The 18151-nt window shown below is 39.8% G+C and carries 16 protein-coding genes; 6 read left to right on the top strand and 10 right to left on the bottom strand.

Annotation, left to right across the window (positions count from 1 at the left end):
• Positions 1 to 19 precede the first annotated feature (19 nt).
• The 3 genes from JI723_RS09960 to JI723_RS09955 all read left to right on the top strand — a co-directional run bounded on the left by JI723_RS09960 (position 20) and on the right by JI723_RS09955 (position 1357).
• Positions 20 to 535 (top strand): type II CAAX endopeptidase family protein, encoded by a 516-nt coding sequence (locus JI723_RS09960; RefSeq protein WP_337979343.1) that lies wholly within the window; start codon positions 20 to 22, stop codon positions 533 to 535.
• Entirely contained in the window at positions 469 to 663 is a 195-nt protein-coding gene (locus tag JI723_RS19910; protein WP_369427510.1) for a CPBP family glutamic-type intramembrane protease, read from the top strand. The genes JI723_RS09960 and JI723_RS19910 overlap by 67 nt, the downstream gene beginning before the upstream one ends.
• Before the next feature lie 100 nt (positions 664 to 763).
• Positions 764 to 1357 (top strand): tetratricopeptide repeat protein, encoded by a 594-nt coding sequence (locus JI723_RS09955; protein WP_337979342.1) that lies wholly within the window; start codon positions 764 to 766, stop codon positions 1355 to 1357.
• A gap of 24 nt (positions 1358 to 1381) precedes the next feature.
• On the opposite strand, the gene yciH is transcribed toward JI723_RS09955, so the two are convergent.
• From yciH to pgpB, 5 genes are all read right to left on the bottom strand, one after another.
• Entirely contained in the window at positions 1382 to 1708 is a 327-nt protein-coding gene (gene yciH / locus JI723_RS09950; protein WP_070928099.1) for a stress response translation initiation inhibitor YciH, read from the bottom strand.
• Complete coding sequence (gene pyrF / locus JI723_RS09945) at positions 1701 to 2441, bottom strand: orotidine-5'-phosphate decarboxylase (protein WP_337979341.1); 741 nt, start codon at positions 2439 to 2441, stop codon at positions 1701 to 1703. Before pyrF ends, yciH begins: the two co-directional genes overlap by 8 nt.
• A gap of 42 nt (positions 2442 to 2483) precedes the next feature.
• Positions 2484 to 3653 (bottom strand): lipopolysaccharide assembly protein LapB, encoded by a 1170-nt coding sequence (gene lapB, locus JI723_RS09940; protein ID WP_272581389.1) that lies wholly within the window; start codon positions 3651 to 3653, stop codon positions 2484 to 2486.
• Between the two features lie 6 nt (positions 3654 to 3659).
• On the bottom strand, positions 3660 to 3977 hold the full coding sequence (locus JI723_RS09935; RefSeq protein ID WP_070928102.1) for a LapA family protein: 318 nt from the start codon (positions 3975 to 3977) through the stop codon (positions 3660 to 3662).
• Between the two features lie 137 nt (positions 3978 to 4114).
• On the bottom strand, positions 4115 to 4837 hold the full coding sequence (gene pgpB, locus JI723_RS09930; RefSeq protein WP_272581390.1) for a phosphatidylglycerophosphatase B: 723 nt from the start codon (positions 4835 to 4837) through the stop codon (positions 4115 to 4117).
• Between the two features lie 215 nt (positions 4838 to 5052).
• Here pgpB and ribA point away from each other — a divergent pair, with 215 nt between their 5' ends.
• Together ribA and hemB are read left to right on the top strand one after the other, a co-directional pair.
• The gene (gene ribA, locus JI723_RS09925) at positions 5053 to 5649 is read left to right on the top strand and encodes a GTP cyclohydrolase II (protein ID WP_070928461.1); all 597 of its coding nucleotides are present in this window, start codon (positions 5053 to 5055) and stop codon (positions 5647 to 5649) included.
• A gap of 301 nt (positions 5650 to 5950) precedes the next feature.
• Complete coding sequence (gene hemB / locus JI723_RS09920; protein ID WP_272581391.1) at positions 5951 to 6928, top strand: porphobilinogen synthase; 978 nt, start codon at positions 5951 to 5953, stop codon at positions 6926 to 6928.
• 54 nt (positions 6929 to 6982) lie between these two features.
• On the opposite strand, the gene JI723_RS09915 is transcribed toward hemB, so the two are convergent.
• From JI723_RS09915 to cysB, 3 genes are all read right to left on the bottom strand, one after another.
• The gene (locus JI723_RS09915; RefSeq protein WP_070928106.1) at positions 6983 to 7438 is read right to left on the bottom strand and encodes a hypothetical protein; all 456 of its coding nucleotides are present in this window, start codon (positions 7436 to 7438) and stop codon (positions 6983 to 6985) included.
• A gap of 287 nt (positions 7439 to 7725) precedes the next feature.
• Positions 7726 to 10398 (bottom strand): aconitate hydratase AcnA, encoded by a 2673-nt coding sequence (gene acnA / locus JI723_RS09910; RefSeq protein WP_272580112.1) that lies wholly within the window; start codon positions 10396 to 10398, stop codon positions 7726 to 7728.
• Positions 10399 to 10645: 247 nt separating this feature from the next.
• A complete protein-coding gene (gene cysB, locus JI723_RS09905) occupies positions 10646 to 11620 on the bottom strand; it encodes an HTH-type transcriptional regulator CysB (RefSeq protein WP_070928108.1) in 975 nt (324 codons plus the stop codon).
• Between the two features lie 282 nt (positions 11621 to 11902).
• Here cysB and JI723_RS09900 point away from each other — a divergent pair, with 282 nt between their 5' ends.
• Complete coding sequence (locus JI723_RS09900; protein WP_337979340.1) at positions 11903 to 13936, top strand: M13 family metallopeptidase; 2034 nt, start codon at positions 11903 to 11905, stop codon at positions 13934 to 13936.
• Between the two features lie 735 nt (positions 13937 to 14671).
• Here the strand turns inward: JI723_RS09900 and sodC are convergent.
• Together sodC and topA are read right to left on the bottom strand one after the other, a co-directional pair.
• The gene (sodC, locus tag JI723_RS09895) at positions 14672 to 15196 is read right to left on the bottom strand and encodes a superoxide dismutase family protein (protein ID WP_070928112.1); all 525 of its coding nucleotides are present in this window, start codon (positions 15194 to 15196) and stop codon (positions 14672 to 14674) included.
• Positions 15197 to 15491: 295 nt separating this feature from the next.
• The gene (gene topA, locus JI723_RS09890) at positions 15492 to 18086 is read right to left on the bottom strand and encodes a type I DNA topoisomerase (RefSeq protein WP_140179542.1); all 2595 of its coding nucleotides are present in this window, start codon (positions 18084 to 18086) and stop codon (positions 15492 to 15494) included.
• Between the last annotated feature and the right edge of the window lie 65 nt (positions 18087 to 18151).

Below are 18151 nucleotides of genomic sequence, written 5' to 3'. Positions count from 1 at the left end.
TAAAATAGAAACCAGTCGTATGAATTCATTTGAAAACCGCGTATCTCATTCATTATTATGCGCTTTTATTTTTATCTTTTGTTTTTATTCGTCATATTTTATATTATTCATTCCTAATGTAATTCAATTACTACGTTCAGATTATGCTATACCTGCATCACTTCTGTGTTTTACACTTCCGGTATCATTAATCAGTTGGTATTACTATCAAAAAAAGTCCGGTCTAATGCCAGTTGGTGTGACAACATGGCAAATAGTGTTCTTACTATTATTAACCGCAATAGGTTTATCTATTATTAGTGGTTTTTTAGGAAATGAAGAAGAATGGCTTGTGCTTTTTAAACATATAAATGGTTTTCCATTCGTTTTGTTAAGTATTAGTATAATATTTGCCGCACCTATTTCAGAAGAAATTATGTTTCGAGGTTTTTTACTAAACGCGAGTATGTGGTATGGCCCAAATGGAAAATGGATCGGTATATTAGTGTCATCGCTCATATTTTCATCTTTGCATACACAGTATACTCTTCTATGAGCACCTTTGTTTACCTTTTTATAGCTGGTATCATTCTTTGCCAAATTAGAATTTATACGCGTTCACTCATTGCTCCCATGATACTTCACATGTTTATAAATACTATCGCGGTAATTTGTCTACTCTAAATAAGTTTTAGTTTAAATTGTAAGCTACAACCGAATTTTATCTAAAAAAAATGTCATATACCCTATGAAATTTATTAATAAATACTCTTGTATCCTATTAATGGCTACAAACATTTCATACGCAAATGTTTGTAATGATTTATATGAAAAAAATAAAGTCCGTTGGGACAAAAACCAAAACCTACAACTTTGTTATGATGCAATTAAAGGCGATCCTGATGCTCAATTCGATTTGGCGGGCTGGTATAAGTTGGAAGAAAATGATGCTAATGAAGCATTAAATTGGGCTTTAAAATCCGCAGAGCAAGGGTGTGCAAAATCTCAATTTGTGACTGGTCTTTTATATTATGATATCAATGGACCTGAGCCAAATTGGTTTAAAGCTTTTGAATGGATAGAAAAATCCGCTAATAATGGGCTACCACACGCACAAGCTATGCTTGGTTTCATGTATCAACATGGCCAAGCTGTCGCACAAAATAAAATAAAAGCCAAACAACTCTACGAAGCCGCCATTGAACAACAAAATGAGGATGGCTACAACTACTTAGGGAAAATGTATGAAAGTGGTGATGGGATCCCTATCGACAAACAGAAAGCTCAACTATTGTTTGCCCAAGAGAAAATAGCAAGGGTACTCACCATCATTAATAATAATAATTACCCCTGCCAGCAAAATGAAATTTCTCACTAAATGATTCAATCTAACTAAGTTAAATTAGCCACCAGCTAATTTAACTTGATAACCTTTAGCTTCAAGGAGTTGTTTGATCACATCACGTTTATCACCTTGAATTTCAATATCACCGTCTTTCACTGAGCCACCGCAACCACATTTTTTCTTAAGTTCAGCAGCTAACTTAGCTAAGCTCTCGTCATCGAGATCTAGGCCGGTAACAACGCAAACGCCCTTGCCTTTACGACCCGCAGTTTCTCGACGGATCCTTACAATCCCATCACCTTTAGGACGTTGAACTTTAGGTTTTTGTTCTTCGATACGCCCAACATCCGTACTATAAACGAGACGGCTATTTGAATCACTCATGACCATTCCTTATCGACTGATTGATTTGCTGTAGAGCCAATGCAGGATCATCACTACGCGTAATTGGGCGACCAATAACCATGTAATCAACCCCTGCTTGCAATGCATCTTGCGGGGTCATAATACGACGCTGATCACCAACCTCGCTACCAACTGGACGAATACCCGGTGTGACTAGTTTAAAATCAGCACCACACAATGATTTCAGTCTGGTTGCTTCATGTGCAGAGCACACAACACCATCTAGGCCACAATTTTTTGTCAGTAATGCTAACCGCTCCGCATGTTCCGCAGGAGTAGCATTAATACCGACACCAATAAGATCAGACTGTTCCATACTGGTTAATACCGTAACAGCGGTTAATAATGGCGCATCTTTGCCAAAAGAGCTCAAAGCTTGACGAGCGGCTTCCATCATACGGCTACCACCACCCGCATGGACGTTAACCATCCAAACGCCCATTTCTGCGGCAGCGGCCACCGCACGCGCTACAGTATTTGGAATATCGTGAAATTTTAAATCAAGGAAAACATCAAAACCACGTTGATGCAGCGATTTAACAAATTGAGGGCCATTGAAAGTAAACATTTCTTTGCCCACTTTCAAACGGCATTCACGCGGATCAATCAAGTCAACAAATGCTAATGCTGCATTTGCATCTTCATAATCAAGCGCAACAATAACAGGTGAATGAGTTGATGCACGAGCGTGGTTCTCAGATGAAGAAATCATTTCGTAATAGCCTTTAATCGTGTTTGGTAATAAGTGACGTTGTCACTGGCCATCCAACCCTCTAATCGGTTTGATTGTGTCCCATGAACGGCAGGATGGGCAATGCCAATATAACGAATGCGAAGTAAAACCACATTTGTGGCAACGGTAATCAGGTTTAGTTCTTATTTGTTCACCTACCATTTTGCGCAGCAGAATTAAGCTTTCTTTTGCACGCCCTTCTTCTGCTTCTTGTAGGTGGTAATCCATCAAACGATAAAACAGCCTCATTGTAGGATGGCGTTGTATTTGATCATTGATATAACTTGCAGCGGCTTCATGGCTTTGTTTAGCGACAATAATATCTGCTAAATACAGTTCAGCAATCGCTCCTGTATTCCCTGCTACACACTGGCGCAGATAGGCTTCCCATGCATCAATATCGGAAACCTTGTGGTAGCAATCATGAAGCAGCGGCAGAGTTTCTGCAACAAGTTCCCGATCTTGCTCATACACCTGTTTAAGTACCGCAATCGCTTTTTCATAATGAGACTGCTCAATAAAAATACGCCCTTTCATGATGGATACACGAGCACAATTTTTATCGGCTTGCTCAGCTTTATTAAGTAAGCTCAACGCACCATCAAGGTCATCACTACCGAGATGTTGAATCGCTAATTCACAGTAAAAATGAGCAATATTTTCTCTTAGCTCTTCATTACCCAATTTAACTAATTTAGTTGCTGTCTCAATGGCTTTAGTCCATTCACTTGTCAATTGGAAAATTGAAAGTAACGACTGTAACGCACTTTGTTTAAAATCAACTTCATCTGTCAGTTGTTGAAACATATTTTCAGCGCGATCATAAACCCCAGCAGCCATGTAATCACGGCCAAGTTGTTGAGTGGCTAAGAGTCGTTGTTCAAATGATAAGGCGGCACTTTCGACTAGGGATTGATGTATCCGTATAGCACGCTCTACTTCCCCCCTAGAACGGAATAAATTTCCCAAAGTGAGATGAGCTTCAAAGGCGGAACTGTCTTCCTTTAACATATCAAGGAATAAATCGACAGCTTTATCTTGTTGGTTTGACAACAGAAAGTTAACGCCTGTCACATAATCTCGTGACAGGCGATTAGCATGTTGCTGCTTGTCTTGTTGAGCGCTTCGACGCCCCATATACCAACCATATGCAGCAGCGATTGGTAATAACAGAAACAGCAACTCAAACATATAACGTTATTCCTTGCTATTCTGCGCAACAATCTCGGTTGATTCAGCGAATGTTTTATCGCCTGTGCTTAATTGAGATTCAAGACGCCTAATTTTACGGCGGGCATTTTTTAAACTCACCATAGCACGTAAATAGAACAGTCCAGCGACTAACCAACCCAGCACAAACCCGACACCAAACAAAGAAGCTAATAGTGAAGATACTGAGAAATCTCCCTGTGCAATCAGGTAGTTAAATGTAATAACCTGATTATTGCTTGAGCCTAGCGTAATTGAAATGATAAAAATGACGACAGCTAGTAATAAAATCAGAAAATATTTCACATTTTTTCCCGTTATCAGTTCTTATGAAAAACAAAATATCTACCTGATAAGGTAGCATTTCTAGGCCATTCAGACAAAGTAATTTATCTTATACGCCCACATAACGAATGGGAGAAGATCTGGCTACTTGTTTCTATTTATTCTTTACTCGTAATACGAATTTGCGTTTGCAATAAACGGCATGCCACCATAGCAAGAACTGCACTGATAATAATAGAAACGATGACATCTGAGGGCCAATGCATTCCCAATAACAAACGGCTAAAGACAATTCCTTCGGCCCAAACAGCAATAACAATTGCTAACGCATATTGGCGACGCTGCCAAAAAAGGCCAATCAACAACAGAGCCCAGCCAGCAGCAAATAAAACATGACCTGATGGAAAAGAATAACCCGTTTCAGCTTGCCAATGCTTACGCTGCCATGAAGGAACTTGTTGATTGCGCTTAACGACTTCTTTTATGACATCCACACGTTGTTTTCTTTTTAGCTCATAAAAATCTGAGCTAGAAACATCATAGTTTTCTTCTAACCAAACGACATAAGGCCGTGGTTCTTGAAATGTATTTTTCACAACCCCTTTTATACCTTGACCAACTAATATGCAGCAGATAATCACTATCATCCATTTTATTATATTAGCCTTCGTTGGCTGACAAATCACCAGCGCTAACACTAACAACACAGCAGAAGTTATCAAACTATAAGGAAGCCCTGCTGTTTCAGTAAGCCAATATAACCATTTAAGTGATTCTGTGCTTTCTGATGGCTGCCAATGCCAACCGGCAAATAACATTACCGCAGGGGGAATGATCAATAAAATTGAAAATGCAGATATTGAGTAAACAGTTTTATTCATTTAATGCTATCCAAACCGATAGGTTACGCAGATTGATAAAATTAAGTTCACAGCTAATTAACTCTGCTATAGTAATATATCGCTGACCGTGTGCAAATGAATGTCAGCCTTCTATATGCTAAGTGCTAAACACCATATAGCATCGATAAATGATTTTTCTTATCGGTTAACACTATTTAATTATGTAAGAGTTATTCCAACTAATGAATGAAAATATGCAGCTAAAACGTATTGCAGAGGCCAAATTACCAACGCCTTTTGGCGAGTTTTTAATGGTAGGTTTTGAAGAGATTGCAACCGGTCGTGACCATGTCGCCTTAATATTTGGTGATATTTCAGGCCCTGAGCCAGTTCTCAGTCGCATCCATTCTGAATGCTTAACCGGAGATGCATTATTTAGTTTACGTTGTGATTGTGGTTTCCAATTAGAAGCCGCGCTTTCGCAAATTAGTAAAGAAGGCCGTGGCGTACTTCTTTATCATCGCCAAGAAGGTCGTAATATTGGTCTACTCAACAAGATCCGTGCATACGCATTACAAGATCAGGGCTTAGATACTGTTGAAGCTAATTTAAAATTGGGCTTCAAAGCTGATGAACGTGATTTCACACTCTGTTCCGACATGTATAAGCTATTGGGAATTAATGAAGTTCGTTTATTAACCAATAACCCTAAGAAAATTGATATTATGCGCGAAGCGGGTATCAATGTCATTGAACGAGTGCCGTTAATTGTTGGGCGTAATCCAAGTAATGCCCACTATCTAGATGTGAAAGCTGAAAAAATGGGTCACATGCTATTCAAGCACCAATAACCCTTCTCAATAGGAAGAGCTAATAACAGTGCTCTTCCTTTTCTGATATTAAACAAATAACACTCTGTTGTATTTGTTTAATCAATCGATATATTCACTTTCAATTTATAAGGTTTATACTCTAAATAATTCGAGGTGCAGCTAGGCGACAAGTGAATGAGTCGCTAGGAACATACATAAGTATGTGACTGGTGCGAGTGAATGCAGTCAACAACGCTGCAACTTGAAGTATAACGAGTATATACTGTTTGCCAATAAATTTAACACCTTAAGTTTATTTTTCTGATAACAAGGAGCTACGGTGAACAACCTGCATTCTATCCAACGCATGAGAAGATTACGTAAATCCGAAAAAATGCGTGATTTATTCCAAGAAACCCATCTTTCTATTAATGATCTATGTCTGCCTATCTTTGTTGAAGAAGGCTTAGATGATTATCAGCAAATAACCAGTATGCCTGGTGTCGTACGTATTCCTGAAAAACGTTTAGCTTATGAAATCGAACGTATTGCTAAAGCTGGTATTAAATCCGTGATGACATTTGGTGTGTCCCACCATCTTGATGAAACAGGTAGCGATGCGTGGCAAGAAAATGGCCTTGTGGCGCGTATGTCGCGTATTTGTAAAGATACCGTTCCTGAAATGATTGTTATGTCAGATACTTGTTTCTGTGAATATACCTCTCATGGCCACTGTGGCGTAATGCATGGTGATATTGTCGATAACGATGCCACTATTCACAATTTAGGTTTACAAGCTGTTGCTGCTGCCCGTGCAGGGGCAGATTTTATCGCTCCCTCTGCGGCGATGGATGGACAAGTTGCCGCAATCCGTCATGCGCTTGATGCCGCAGGTTTTACAGATACTGCGATTATGTCTTATTCAACCAAGTTTGCATCCGCCCTTTACGGTCCATTTAGAGATGCAGCAGGATCCTGTTTAAAAGGTGATCGCAAAACTTACCAAATGAATCCAATGAATCGCCGTGAAGCACTTCATGAATCATTAATTGATGTGCAAGAAGGTGCTGATGCGCTAATGGTTAAGCCTGCCGGTGCCTATCTCGATATCATTCGTGATCTGCGTGAGTGCACAGAGCTTCCTATCGGTGCTTATCAAGTCAGTGGGGAATATGCACAAATTAAATTTGCTGCCATGGCTGGGGCGATTGATGAAACCCGCGTCACCCTTGAAACATTAGGCTCGATTAAACGTGCTGGTGCAGATTTGATCTTCACCTACTTCGCATTACAACTGGCTGAAGCCAAAATTTTGTAAATATCGGCGTAATACTCTGAAGCCCGCTATTGGCGGGCTTTTTATATTTAAGATTTAGGCTTTTTGGGCTGCTAGTTGCTCAGTCAAACGTTCGACATAGTTTTTAGCGACACTAGGCTCAAATACGCCTGTGATCATAAGAAGTTGTTTGCCCGCAGTTGTTTTCGCAACCACTCCCCATGAATAAATATCTTCTCTTGTTTGATACATCTCGACTGGATCGGTAGATTTTTCAGGTAATGCAACAATTGTGTCATCCTTAGCTAAAGCAACCAGCTCAAACGAAACATAATCCGCATTACGTCCTAATGGGAATTCTTTATCAACAAATAAACGTAGATCAAATACCTCAGTTTCTGGCGTTTGCATCACAATGGAATACAAATTAGGAATATGCTCAAGAATATCTCTGATTTCCTCTTTATAGCGATGGCTTGAAGAAGTGCTAACTAAAATATCTGCTGCCCATAGTGCACCTTTATAAAAATCAGTTGCGTTAATATCTGCCATGTATTCATCCTTTACGTTGCCTAGCGACTTTAAAATACCCCTAAGTACTATTCTCTACTGCTATAAAAAGTTAAACACAACTCTTTCCGGTAACGAAATTTTTAAGCTAAATTTTCCATAAAAAAATCAAAATATTTTCATTTTTATGATGTATTCCCAATTTAACTTATTAATCTTTCTTTACGTAACAATCATAACTTGAATTAAATAACCTAATATTGCGAAATAACAATAAAAAACGCCCATAGGGCAAACACATATGGGCGTTTTAGTTTGATTGATTAAAATTAATGCAGCATTTGACGGATCACATAGTGCAAGATACCACCATGACGGTAATATTCCATTTCCGTCGCTGTATCAATACGACAACGTGTCGCAATTTCTTGAACATGACCATCACCATAAGTGATTTTCACCACAATATGTTGTCCAGGTTCAATGGATTGTAGGTATTCAACGTCAATGCGTTCATCCCCTTTTAACTCTAGAGTTTTACGCGTGGTTCCCTGAGGGAACTCAAGAGGGATCACCCCCATACCGATTAAGTTTGAACGATGAATTCGCTCGTAAGACTCCGCAATAACGACACGGACGCCTAGCAAGTTAGTTCCTTTAGCAGCCCAGTCACGGCTGGAGCCAGAACCATATTCCTTACCTGCGATAATGGCTAAGGGACGTTTTTCCTCTTGATACAACATGGCTGCATCATAAATCGCCATTTGTTTACCACTTGGAATATGTTTTGTATAACCACCTTCAACACCCGGTACCATTTCGTTACGAATGCGAATATTAGCAAATGTTCCTCGCATCATAACCTCATGGTTACCACGGCGTGAACCATATGAGTTAAAGTCAGCCGCGGCAACACCATGCTCTTGTAAATAACGCCCAGCAGGACTATCCGCTTTGATATTACCAGCTGGAGAGATATGGTCAGTAGTCACTGAGTCGCCTAAAATCGCTAATATATTAGCGCCATGAATATCTTTAACCGCTTCTGGTGTAGCTTTCATACCTTCAAAGAAAGGTGGATGGCGAATATAGGTCGAATCCTCCTGCCAGTTATACGTTGCTGAACTTTCAACTGCTAAGGCCTGCCATGCTTCATCACCATCAAAAACCGCACTGTATTCTTTGCGGAACATATCCGTTTTAACTTTTTCAACAGCTTGAGCAATTTCAGCACTTGATGGCCAAATATCTTTCAGATAAACATCATTGCCTTGTGTATCCTTACCTAAAGGATCCGTTTTGACATTAATATTCATGTTACCTGCTAATGCATAAGCAACCACCAGCGGTGGTGAAGCCAGCCAGTTAGTTTTCACTAATGGATGGATACGGCCTTCAAAGTTACGGTTGCCTGATAATACTGCACCCACCGTTAAATCAGCTTGTTTGATCGCTTGTTCAATCGGTTCAGGCAAAGGACCTGAGTTACCAATACAGGTTGTACAGCCATAGCCGACTAGGTTAAATCCAAGCTGATCTAAATAAGGCGTAAGCCCTGCTAATGCTAAATAATCGGTAACAACCTTTGACCCCGGTGCTAATGATGATTTCACCCAAGGCTGGCGAGTGAGCCCCTTCTCTACAGCTTTTTTCGCTAATAGCCCTGCAGCCATAAGAACACTTGGGTTAGAGGTATTAGTACAAGACGTGATAGCGGCAATGACCACTGCGCCATCTTTCATTTCAAAGTTTTGCCCTTGATACTCAACAGCTAAATGAGCGGCTTTATCTTTTTTGTTCAGCTCTAACTCAATTGCTGCTTGGAATGCTTTTGGCACTTGGCTCAGTTCAACACGATCTTGTGGACGTTTAGGACCCGCCAAACTGGATTCAACTGTCGACATATCCAGTTCTAGTGTGCTGGTAAAGATAGGCTCATCACCTTTATGACGCCATAACCCCTGCTCTTTGCTATACGCTTCTACTAGGGCAATTTCTTGATCGCTACGCCCAGTTAATTTCATATAGCTCAGTGTCACTTCATCTACTGGGAAGAAACCACAGGTTGCCCCATATTCAGGGGACATATTAGCTATAGTTGCTCTGTCCGCGAGTGGTAAATCAGCGAGACCATCACCATAAAATTCAACAAACTTCCCAACCACACCATGCTTACGTAGCATTTGAGTTACGGTTAAAACTAAATCCGTCGCTGTGATACCTTCCGCTAATTTGCCTGTCAATTTAAAACCGACCACATCAGGGATCAACATAGAGATAGGCTGACCTAACATAGCAGCTTCAGCTTCAATGCCCCCAACACCCCAACCTAATACACCAAGACCATTAATCATGGTGGTGTGGGAGTCAGTACCTACTAAAGTGTCTGGATAAGCAAATAATTTGCCATCTATTTCTTCATACCATACGGCTTTACCAAGGTACTCTAAATTGACTTGGTGACAAATACCGGTTCCAGGTGGCACAACTCTAAAACGATTGAATGCTTTTTGCCCCCAACGTAGAAATAGGTAACGCTCATGGTTACGCTTCATTTCAATTTCGACGTTATCATCGAAGGCATTATTTGTTGCGAACTCGTCCACCATCACCGAGTGGTCGATAACCAAATCAACAGGTGATAATGGGTTAACTTGCTCAACATTACCCCCTAACGATTTAACCGCTTCTCGCATCGCTGCAAGGTCAACCACAGCGGGTACGCCAGTAAAATCCTGCATTAATACACGTGCTGGTCGATAAGCTATTTCTCTATTAGCATGCCCAGTTTTTTGCCAATCAATAATCGCTTGTAGATCGGCTTCGACCACTGATTTGCCATCGATATTTCGCAATAGATTTTCGAGCAGAACTTTAAGGGATTTGGGTAGTTTTGTAGGATCACCGAGTTGCTTAGTCGCAATCGGTAAACTGAAGTAATTATAGAGCTTGCTTCCCACACTGAGTGTTGCTGCACTCTGCGTTTTTAGACTCAACGACATAACTCCTCCTTGGTTTTTTATGATGATTATCGGTCATCTTATTTACCTAGCAAATGACATAAGATTTGTTAAGTACTTGTAATTATAGTTGCTATAATTATTTACTTTATGGATTTTGTGTCAAATCCATAAATTTATTGTACTTACTATCATAAAAAGAAGAGATATAAAGCGAAATGGTTAGTAATAAAGGTAGGTTTGATGGATCCTACTACGGATCCACCATTCAATGAAAAGGATCACTCAATTACACGATCGGTAATTTAATGTCCTTAAACATCTCTTCAATATCTTCATTATTACGAAGTGCAATCGCTTTATCGACAACATCTCGGGTTAAATGAGGCGCAAAACGCCAAATAAAATCATACATATAGCTACGTAAGAAGCTGGTTCGTTTAAAACCAATTTTCGTGGTGCTATAACTAAACTTATCGCGCATATCGATAACGACCAAATCGTTATCCAATTCAGGATTCACAGCCATACTGGCAATGATACCGATACCCAGCCCTAACCTAACATAAGTTTTAATCACATCGGCATCTGTTGCTGTAAAAATGATTTTGGGTTCAAGATCTGCTTTTTGGAATGCCACATCCAATTCAGAACGACCAGTAAAACCATGGGTATATGTTACGATTTGATACTGAGCGACATCTTCAATAGTCACATTTTTCTTTTCTGCTAATGGATGCCCTTTTTGCACCACTACACATCGATTCCAATGGTAGCAAGGCAGCATAATCAAATCGCTGTATAAATGTAATGCTTCAGTGGCTATCGCAAAATCACTATTTCCTTTGCACACTTCTTCCGCTATTTGGGTTGGTGATCCCTGTTGCATATGTAATGAAACGTGTGGGTAGCGCTCGATAAAGCCTTTGATCACCGGAGGTAATGCATAGCGAGCCTGTGTATGAGTCGTCGCAATATGTAATGTGCCTTTATCAGGATAAGTATGTTCGCCTGCTACAGAGCGGATGGCTTCAATTTTTGAGAGGACTTCTCGGGAAATACGGATCACTTCTTCACCAGCAGGCGTAACATGTGTTAGATGTTTACCACTACGGGCAAAAATTTGAATACCTAACTCATCTTCAAGCATTCTCACTTGTTTACTGATACCAGGCTGTGAGGTAAATAACCCTTCAGCGGTTGAAGAGACATTCAAGTCATGATTAACCACTTCAACAATATAACGTAATTGCTGTAATTTCATATTGCGATCCACCTCTACAGAGCAGCAAGAAATTTGCTATAGCTAAAAATTATTACTTATAATTAAAAGCTATATATAGTCGATTTGATATAACCAATATATCATCATTCCGTACAGAATGAATAGCCAGATGATAAAATTTCACCTAAGTTAATTTATTTTGAAATAATTTATACTTGGGATCAGTAAGAAAATGAAAAGATACAATTCACGTTTCACGATCTATGATTGAATAAGTGCAAGACGATTTGGCTAAAATGGAAATATAAAAGAGGATATTACATGCAGAAAAAAATATTGGCGCTGTTAATTAGCATGTCAACTATTGCTATGGTGCCTTCCCTCCATGCGAAAGAAATTTCTTACGGCGATCAAAAAATTGTATTGTCTGACAATATCGTTTCTGGAGATGATTTCTATCGCTATGTTAATCAGGATTGGATTAGTAAAGCCAAAATTCCAACGGGTATGCCACGGATCAACTCATTTGTTGAGCTATACCTGAATACAGAAAAACAACTACAAACCATTATCGATGAATTACAGAGCACACCAGAAAGCGCTCTCAATCATAACCAACGAAATATTCGCAATTTATATACTAGTTATTTAAATGAAGAGGCGATAGAAAAAACAGGTATCACACCGCTCAAAAGCGACCTTGACGCTATCAGTAGTGCAAAAAATCACAATGATATAAATAAGTTAATGGCTCAGCCTGCTTATACACCTTTTATCTCGTATTGGGTTGACCTTGATGCCAAACAACCTGATACCTACGTTTTATACCTAGGACAAGGAGGCCTCGGTTTACCAAATCGTAATTATTACCTCGACCAAACACCACAAATGGAAGAGATCCGCAAAAACTATATCGCCTATATAGCGACAATCTTAAAACTGTCAGGTGAAAAAGACGTAGAGAAAAAAGCACAACAAATTTTTGACTTAGAAAAATCAATGGCTGAAGTGCATTGGAGTCCAGAAGAACGCCGTGACACCATAAAGAACTATCACCCAATGACCTTAGATGAAATGAAAAAATTCACTAAAGGGTTTGAATGGGAGAGCTTTATTAATCAATGGCAACTTTCAAACAAACAGTTGAATAAAATTATTGTCGAAAATGATAGTGCGGTTGAACAACTGGCTAAAATTTATGCTGACACGCCTGTCTCAACGCTACAAGACTACTTACGTTTTCATTATTTGAGTAACCAAGCCGCTTATTTAAATCGTGACTATTCTGACGCTCGGTTTGATTTTTATTCACGTAAACTAAACGGCGTGGAAAAACAAAGAACCCGCAAAGAACGCGCTCTTGAAACCGTTAATCGTTTACAAGGCGAACCTATGGGGCAAATTTATGTTGAAAAATACTTTAATCCTGAATCCAAAGCAAAAATTACTGATTTGGTCAGTTACGTCAGAGGCACATTTAAGTCACGTTTAACCCAAAATGACTGGATGGATGAACCAACCCGTCAAGAGGCACTTAAAAAACTCGACCAATTTACAGTTAAGGTTGGTTATCCGGATAAATGGCATGATTTTAGCGATATTAATTTAACTTCAGATAATTTACTTGATAACTATAAGCAGGTGCTCAATTGGTTCTATCACGATGATATGAGCAAAATCGGCCAGCCAGTACGTCAATGGGAATGGGGAATGACCCCACAAACCATCAATGCTTATTTCAATCCAGTGCAAAATGAAATTGTATTCCCTGCGGCAATACTACAAGCGCCATTCTTTGATCCTAATGTTGACCCTGCCTACAACTATGGCGCAATTGGTGCCGTTATAGGCCACGAAATGGGTCATGGCTTTGATGACCAAGGCAGCCTATACGATGGTACCGGTCAATTACGAAATTGGTGGAGCGATACCGCTAAAGAACATTTTAAGCAAAAGACGGATAAGTTAGTCGCACAATACGATAGTTTCACTGTTGGTGACCAAAAAGTGAATGGTCAATTAACATTAGGTGAAAATATTGGCGATTTAGGCGGTCTAAATATCGCCCTAAGTGCTTATAAGCAATTTGTTAAAGAGAACTATCCAAATGGAGAAGCTCCCATTATTGATGGAACCACTGGGTTACAACGCTTCTTTATCTCTTGGGCAAGAACATGGCAAGAACTTGCAAATAAAGAATCTGAGCGTAATAAGATCCTCACAGATCCACACAGTCCGAATCAATTCCGCGCAAATGGTGTCGTCCGTAATATGGATGAGTGGTATCAATCCTTTGGTGTTGATAAAGACAATAAATTATACCTAGAACCAGAACAGCGTATTCGTATTTGGTAAACAAGCAACTATACTGTATATTTATACAGCCACCAGTAAAATCGATACCTAAATATTCTCACAAAATACATTATCGTTAGTTTTCAATAAATTAAAGGCTCCGAGTGATTGGAGCCTTTTGAGTATTCCATTCTTAAAAATGGGATACCATAGTTTCAATATTTCATTTGCTAAAAAAATTGTTAGTGCGTAACACTGATTTTAATATCATTTGCTGTCTTGAACCCGTAGCGACTCAGTGGTGATATCATCACGTCAGCAACATTGCCTGACACATCAATGATTTTTTTCTCGCCCAGTGTAATATAAAACTGTCCAATTGAATAAGATTACAACTATCTTTATTAACAATATTTTTTACTTAAGAGAAAGGCACTACGAATACTCTTATATTGATAAAACTGAGAGTTTCAATCTGCGCTTATACTATTTTCATTGTTTTTTAAAAAATATATTTTGAGATTTGTAAACTTTTGCTTTGGTTTTTTCTATTATTTATCAATAAATTACATGGGTTTACTTTCATAAAAAACAGGTATGATGACACATCGAGCCAAATTGGATAATCCAATATTAATGTTATTGATTGATTTTTTATAACTATAAAGAATTAATACACATCAGGTGAGCAAAAAATAAAACCTTTCAAGCTAAGAATTAAGAATAATGAATACAGTTAAATACGACATACAATATTTGAGTCTTCCCATTGTTAGGAAAGACCCATATATGCAACTAGTCAATAACACCACATGCCATTCGAGCACCGCCACCACCTAATGCCTCTGGGTGGTCTGAATAGTTATCACCCCCTACATGTACCATAATGGCATGCTTTTCTACTGCTTTAAGCTCCTTTAAACGTGGTGCCAGAACGGCATAATCTGCATTTCCTTTAGTATCCACAACTAAACCAGGCAGATCGCCTAAGTGGCCTGTTTTATCATAAGGCCCTTTATGTACACCTGTTTTTTCAGGATCTAAATGCCCACCAGCCTTTAATGCAGGAACCATTTTGCCCTCTTTTTCACCTGCATCACAGCTTGGGTTTTCATGAATATGGAATCCATGTATACCTGGTGCTAAACCTGTTAGTTTTGGCGTAAACAATAATCCATAGTCCGTTTCAGAGATCACAACTTCACCAATTGTTTTTCCTTCTCCTTGTGCTGTTGCTTCTTTCAATTCTACCGTTTTTTCTGCGCCATTGGCTGCAAATGCAGTTAGTAAGCCTGCTAGTAAACATATTTTGAGTTTCATTCAACCTCCGGTTGTGATGGTGTTATAGCTCTTACGTTTAATAATATGACAATACTGAATATCACTTATCAATGATAACTATAAATAGAATAGCAACTCCATTTTGGATTGCTTTGCGGTTTGCCACATAAAATAAAACTTAACTCAAATAATACGGTTTTTAAGATAGATCCATATGGCGAGATAAAACGAAAAACTGAGGCCAAAATTGAAATGAAAAACTGAGGCCAAAATTGAAATGAAAAAGGCGATAGAAAAACTATCGCCTTTATATTTGAAGAGACATTAAAAACACTTATTTGTCTTTAACTTCCCATTTACCATCAACGTAAAACGCACTCCAGCCGGTTGCTTTGCCATTTTTATCTGAAGAAACATATTGCTGTTTCGTTTTACGGCTAAAGCGAACCACCGTTGGGTTTCCTTCAGGATCTTTAGCAGGAGCATCAGCCAAATATGCTAATTTCTCTGGTAATCTCTCTCTGAAGCGCTGTAATTCTTCAACCAATGGCGCACGTGTTTCACGTGATTTCGGGAACGTATTGGCTGCAAGGAATACGCCAGCAGCACCATCACGCAAAACGAAATAAGCATCTGATTTTTCACATGGCAGTTCAGGCAATGGAACTGGATCTTCTTTTGGTGGGGCAACTTCACCATTTTTTAAGATCTTACGTGTGTTCTTACACTCTTCGTTGGTGCACCCCATATATGGACCAAAACGACCTGTTTTTAGGTGCATTTCAGAACCACATTTATCACACTCAACTACTGGGCCATCATACCCTTTAATGCGGAACTCACCCTCTTCGATTTCATAGCCTTCACAAGCGGGGTTGTTACCGCATACATGCAGTTTACGTTGGTTATCGACCACATAGCTATCCATCGCAGTGCCGCATTTTGGACAACGACGTTTCGCACGTAACGCATTGGTTTCTGCATCATCACCTTCAAGAATATTCAGAACTTCGTGTTCAGGAATAAGGTTGATGGTTTTCTTACAACGCTCTTTTGGTGGTAATGCATAACCTTCACAACCAAGGAATACCCCTGTCGATGCTGTGCGGATCCCCATATGACGTTCACAATCAGGACAAATGATGGATGTGATCACCATTGGGTTAGTACGCATGCCACCTTCTTCAGGCTCTTTTTCTGCAATATTAAGTTGCTTACTAAAGTCTGAGAAAAACTCATCCAGTACCGCTTTCCATTCAGCCTCATGGTTAGCAACATGGTCGAGCTGATTTTCCATGCGAGCAGTAAAATCGTAGTTCATTAGGTCATTGAAGTTCTCTTCCAGCCTATCAGTAACGATTTCACCCATTTTTTCAGCGTAGAAACGACGATTCTCAACTTTAACATAACCACGGTCTTGAATAGTCGAGATAATGGCCGCGTAAGTTGATGGGCGTCCAATACCCCGCTTTTCTAGCTCTTTAACCAGTGATGCTTCACTAAAACGCGCTGGCGGCTTAGTGAAATGTTGGCTTGGCAGCAATTCGACTAATGATAATTCAGAACCCACCTGAATTGGTGGTAATGTTTTGTCTTCGTCGTTTTTGCGTAATGCAGGCATGACACGCGTCCAACCATCAAAGCGTAAGGTACGGCCTTTGGCTTTAAGCTCGAAATCACCTGCTTTCACAGTCAATGTTGTTGAATCGTATTTTGCCGGCGTCATTTGGCAAGCAACAAATTGATTCCAAATCAACTGATACAATTTCTTCGCATCAGCTTCCATATCTTTCAGCGAGTCAGTTAATACATCAACACTTGAAGGACGGATGGCTTCGTGCGCTTCTTGCGAATTCTCTTTACTGCTATAGACAATGACATCTTTTGGTAGATATTTATTACCAAAATTGTCACTGATATAACCACGAACCATATTTAATGCATCTTGGCTCAAATTGGTTGAGTCTGTACGCATATAGGTGATATAACCCGCTTCATAAAGACGCTGAGCCATCATCATGGTTTTTTTCACACCAAAGCCAAGCCGAGTACTTGCCGCTTGTTGCAATGTTGATGTGATAAACGGTGCGCTAGGTTTGCTTGACGTTGGTCGGTCTTCACGGTCGACAACTTGAAAACGCGCTTTTTCTAACAGGCCTACCGCCGCTTCAGTTTCTGCTTTGGTAACGGGTTTAAAAGGCTTACCTAATCGATGAGTAACTTCCATTCGCAATGCCGCGATATCTTTATCAGCGAGATCGGCATGGAGCTCCCAATACTCTTCAGGCACAAACGCTTTAATTTCACGTTCACGCTCAACAATCAGACGCACAGCGACTGATTGCACACGACCCGCAGATAGACCACGAGCCACTTTTTTCCATAATAAAGGCGATACCATATAACCAACCACGCGATCCATAAAACGGCGTGCTTGTTGCGCATTAACCCGGTCAATATTTAGTTCACCTGGGCTTTCAAACGCTTGTTTAATCGCATTTTTAGTAATTTCATTAAACACGACACGACTAAAGCGGGAGTCATCCCCTCCAATCACTTCGCGTAAATGCCATGCAATAGCTTCCCCTTCGCGGTCAAGGTCCGTCGCAAGATAGACATGGTCTGCATCTGCCGCTAACGCTTGTAATTCAGAAACTACTTTTTCCTTACCGGGCAAAATTTGATAATTCGCCTTCCAACCATGGTAAGGATCAATCCCCATACGTTTTACTAACGCAGCTTGAGGATCTTTTTTAACCTTTTTGGTTTTGTCGGTAGATGAGCCTGTACTCTTTTGTGAGCCGGACCCGCTTTTCGGCAGATCACGAATGTGGCCAACGCTGCTTTTGACAACGTAGCCACTGCCAAGATACTTATTGATCGTTTTGGCTTTTGCCGGGGACTCCACGATAACAAGAGCTTTACCCATATTTACCTTTACCTAAATTTCTACGATGGCGCATTTCTACATTAAAATGCGCAAAATGAAAATCT

The organism is Providencia manganoxydans, assembly GCF_016618195.1.
GTDB classification, from domain to species: Bacteria; Pseudomonadota; Gammaproteobacteria; order Enterobacterales; family Enterobacteriaceae; genus Providencia; species Providencia manganoxydans.
Note: the sequence above shows the minus strand (reverse complement) of the source record. Positions and strands in the feature narration are given on the sequence as shown.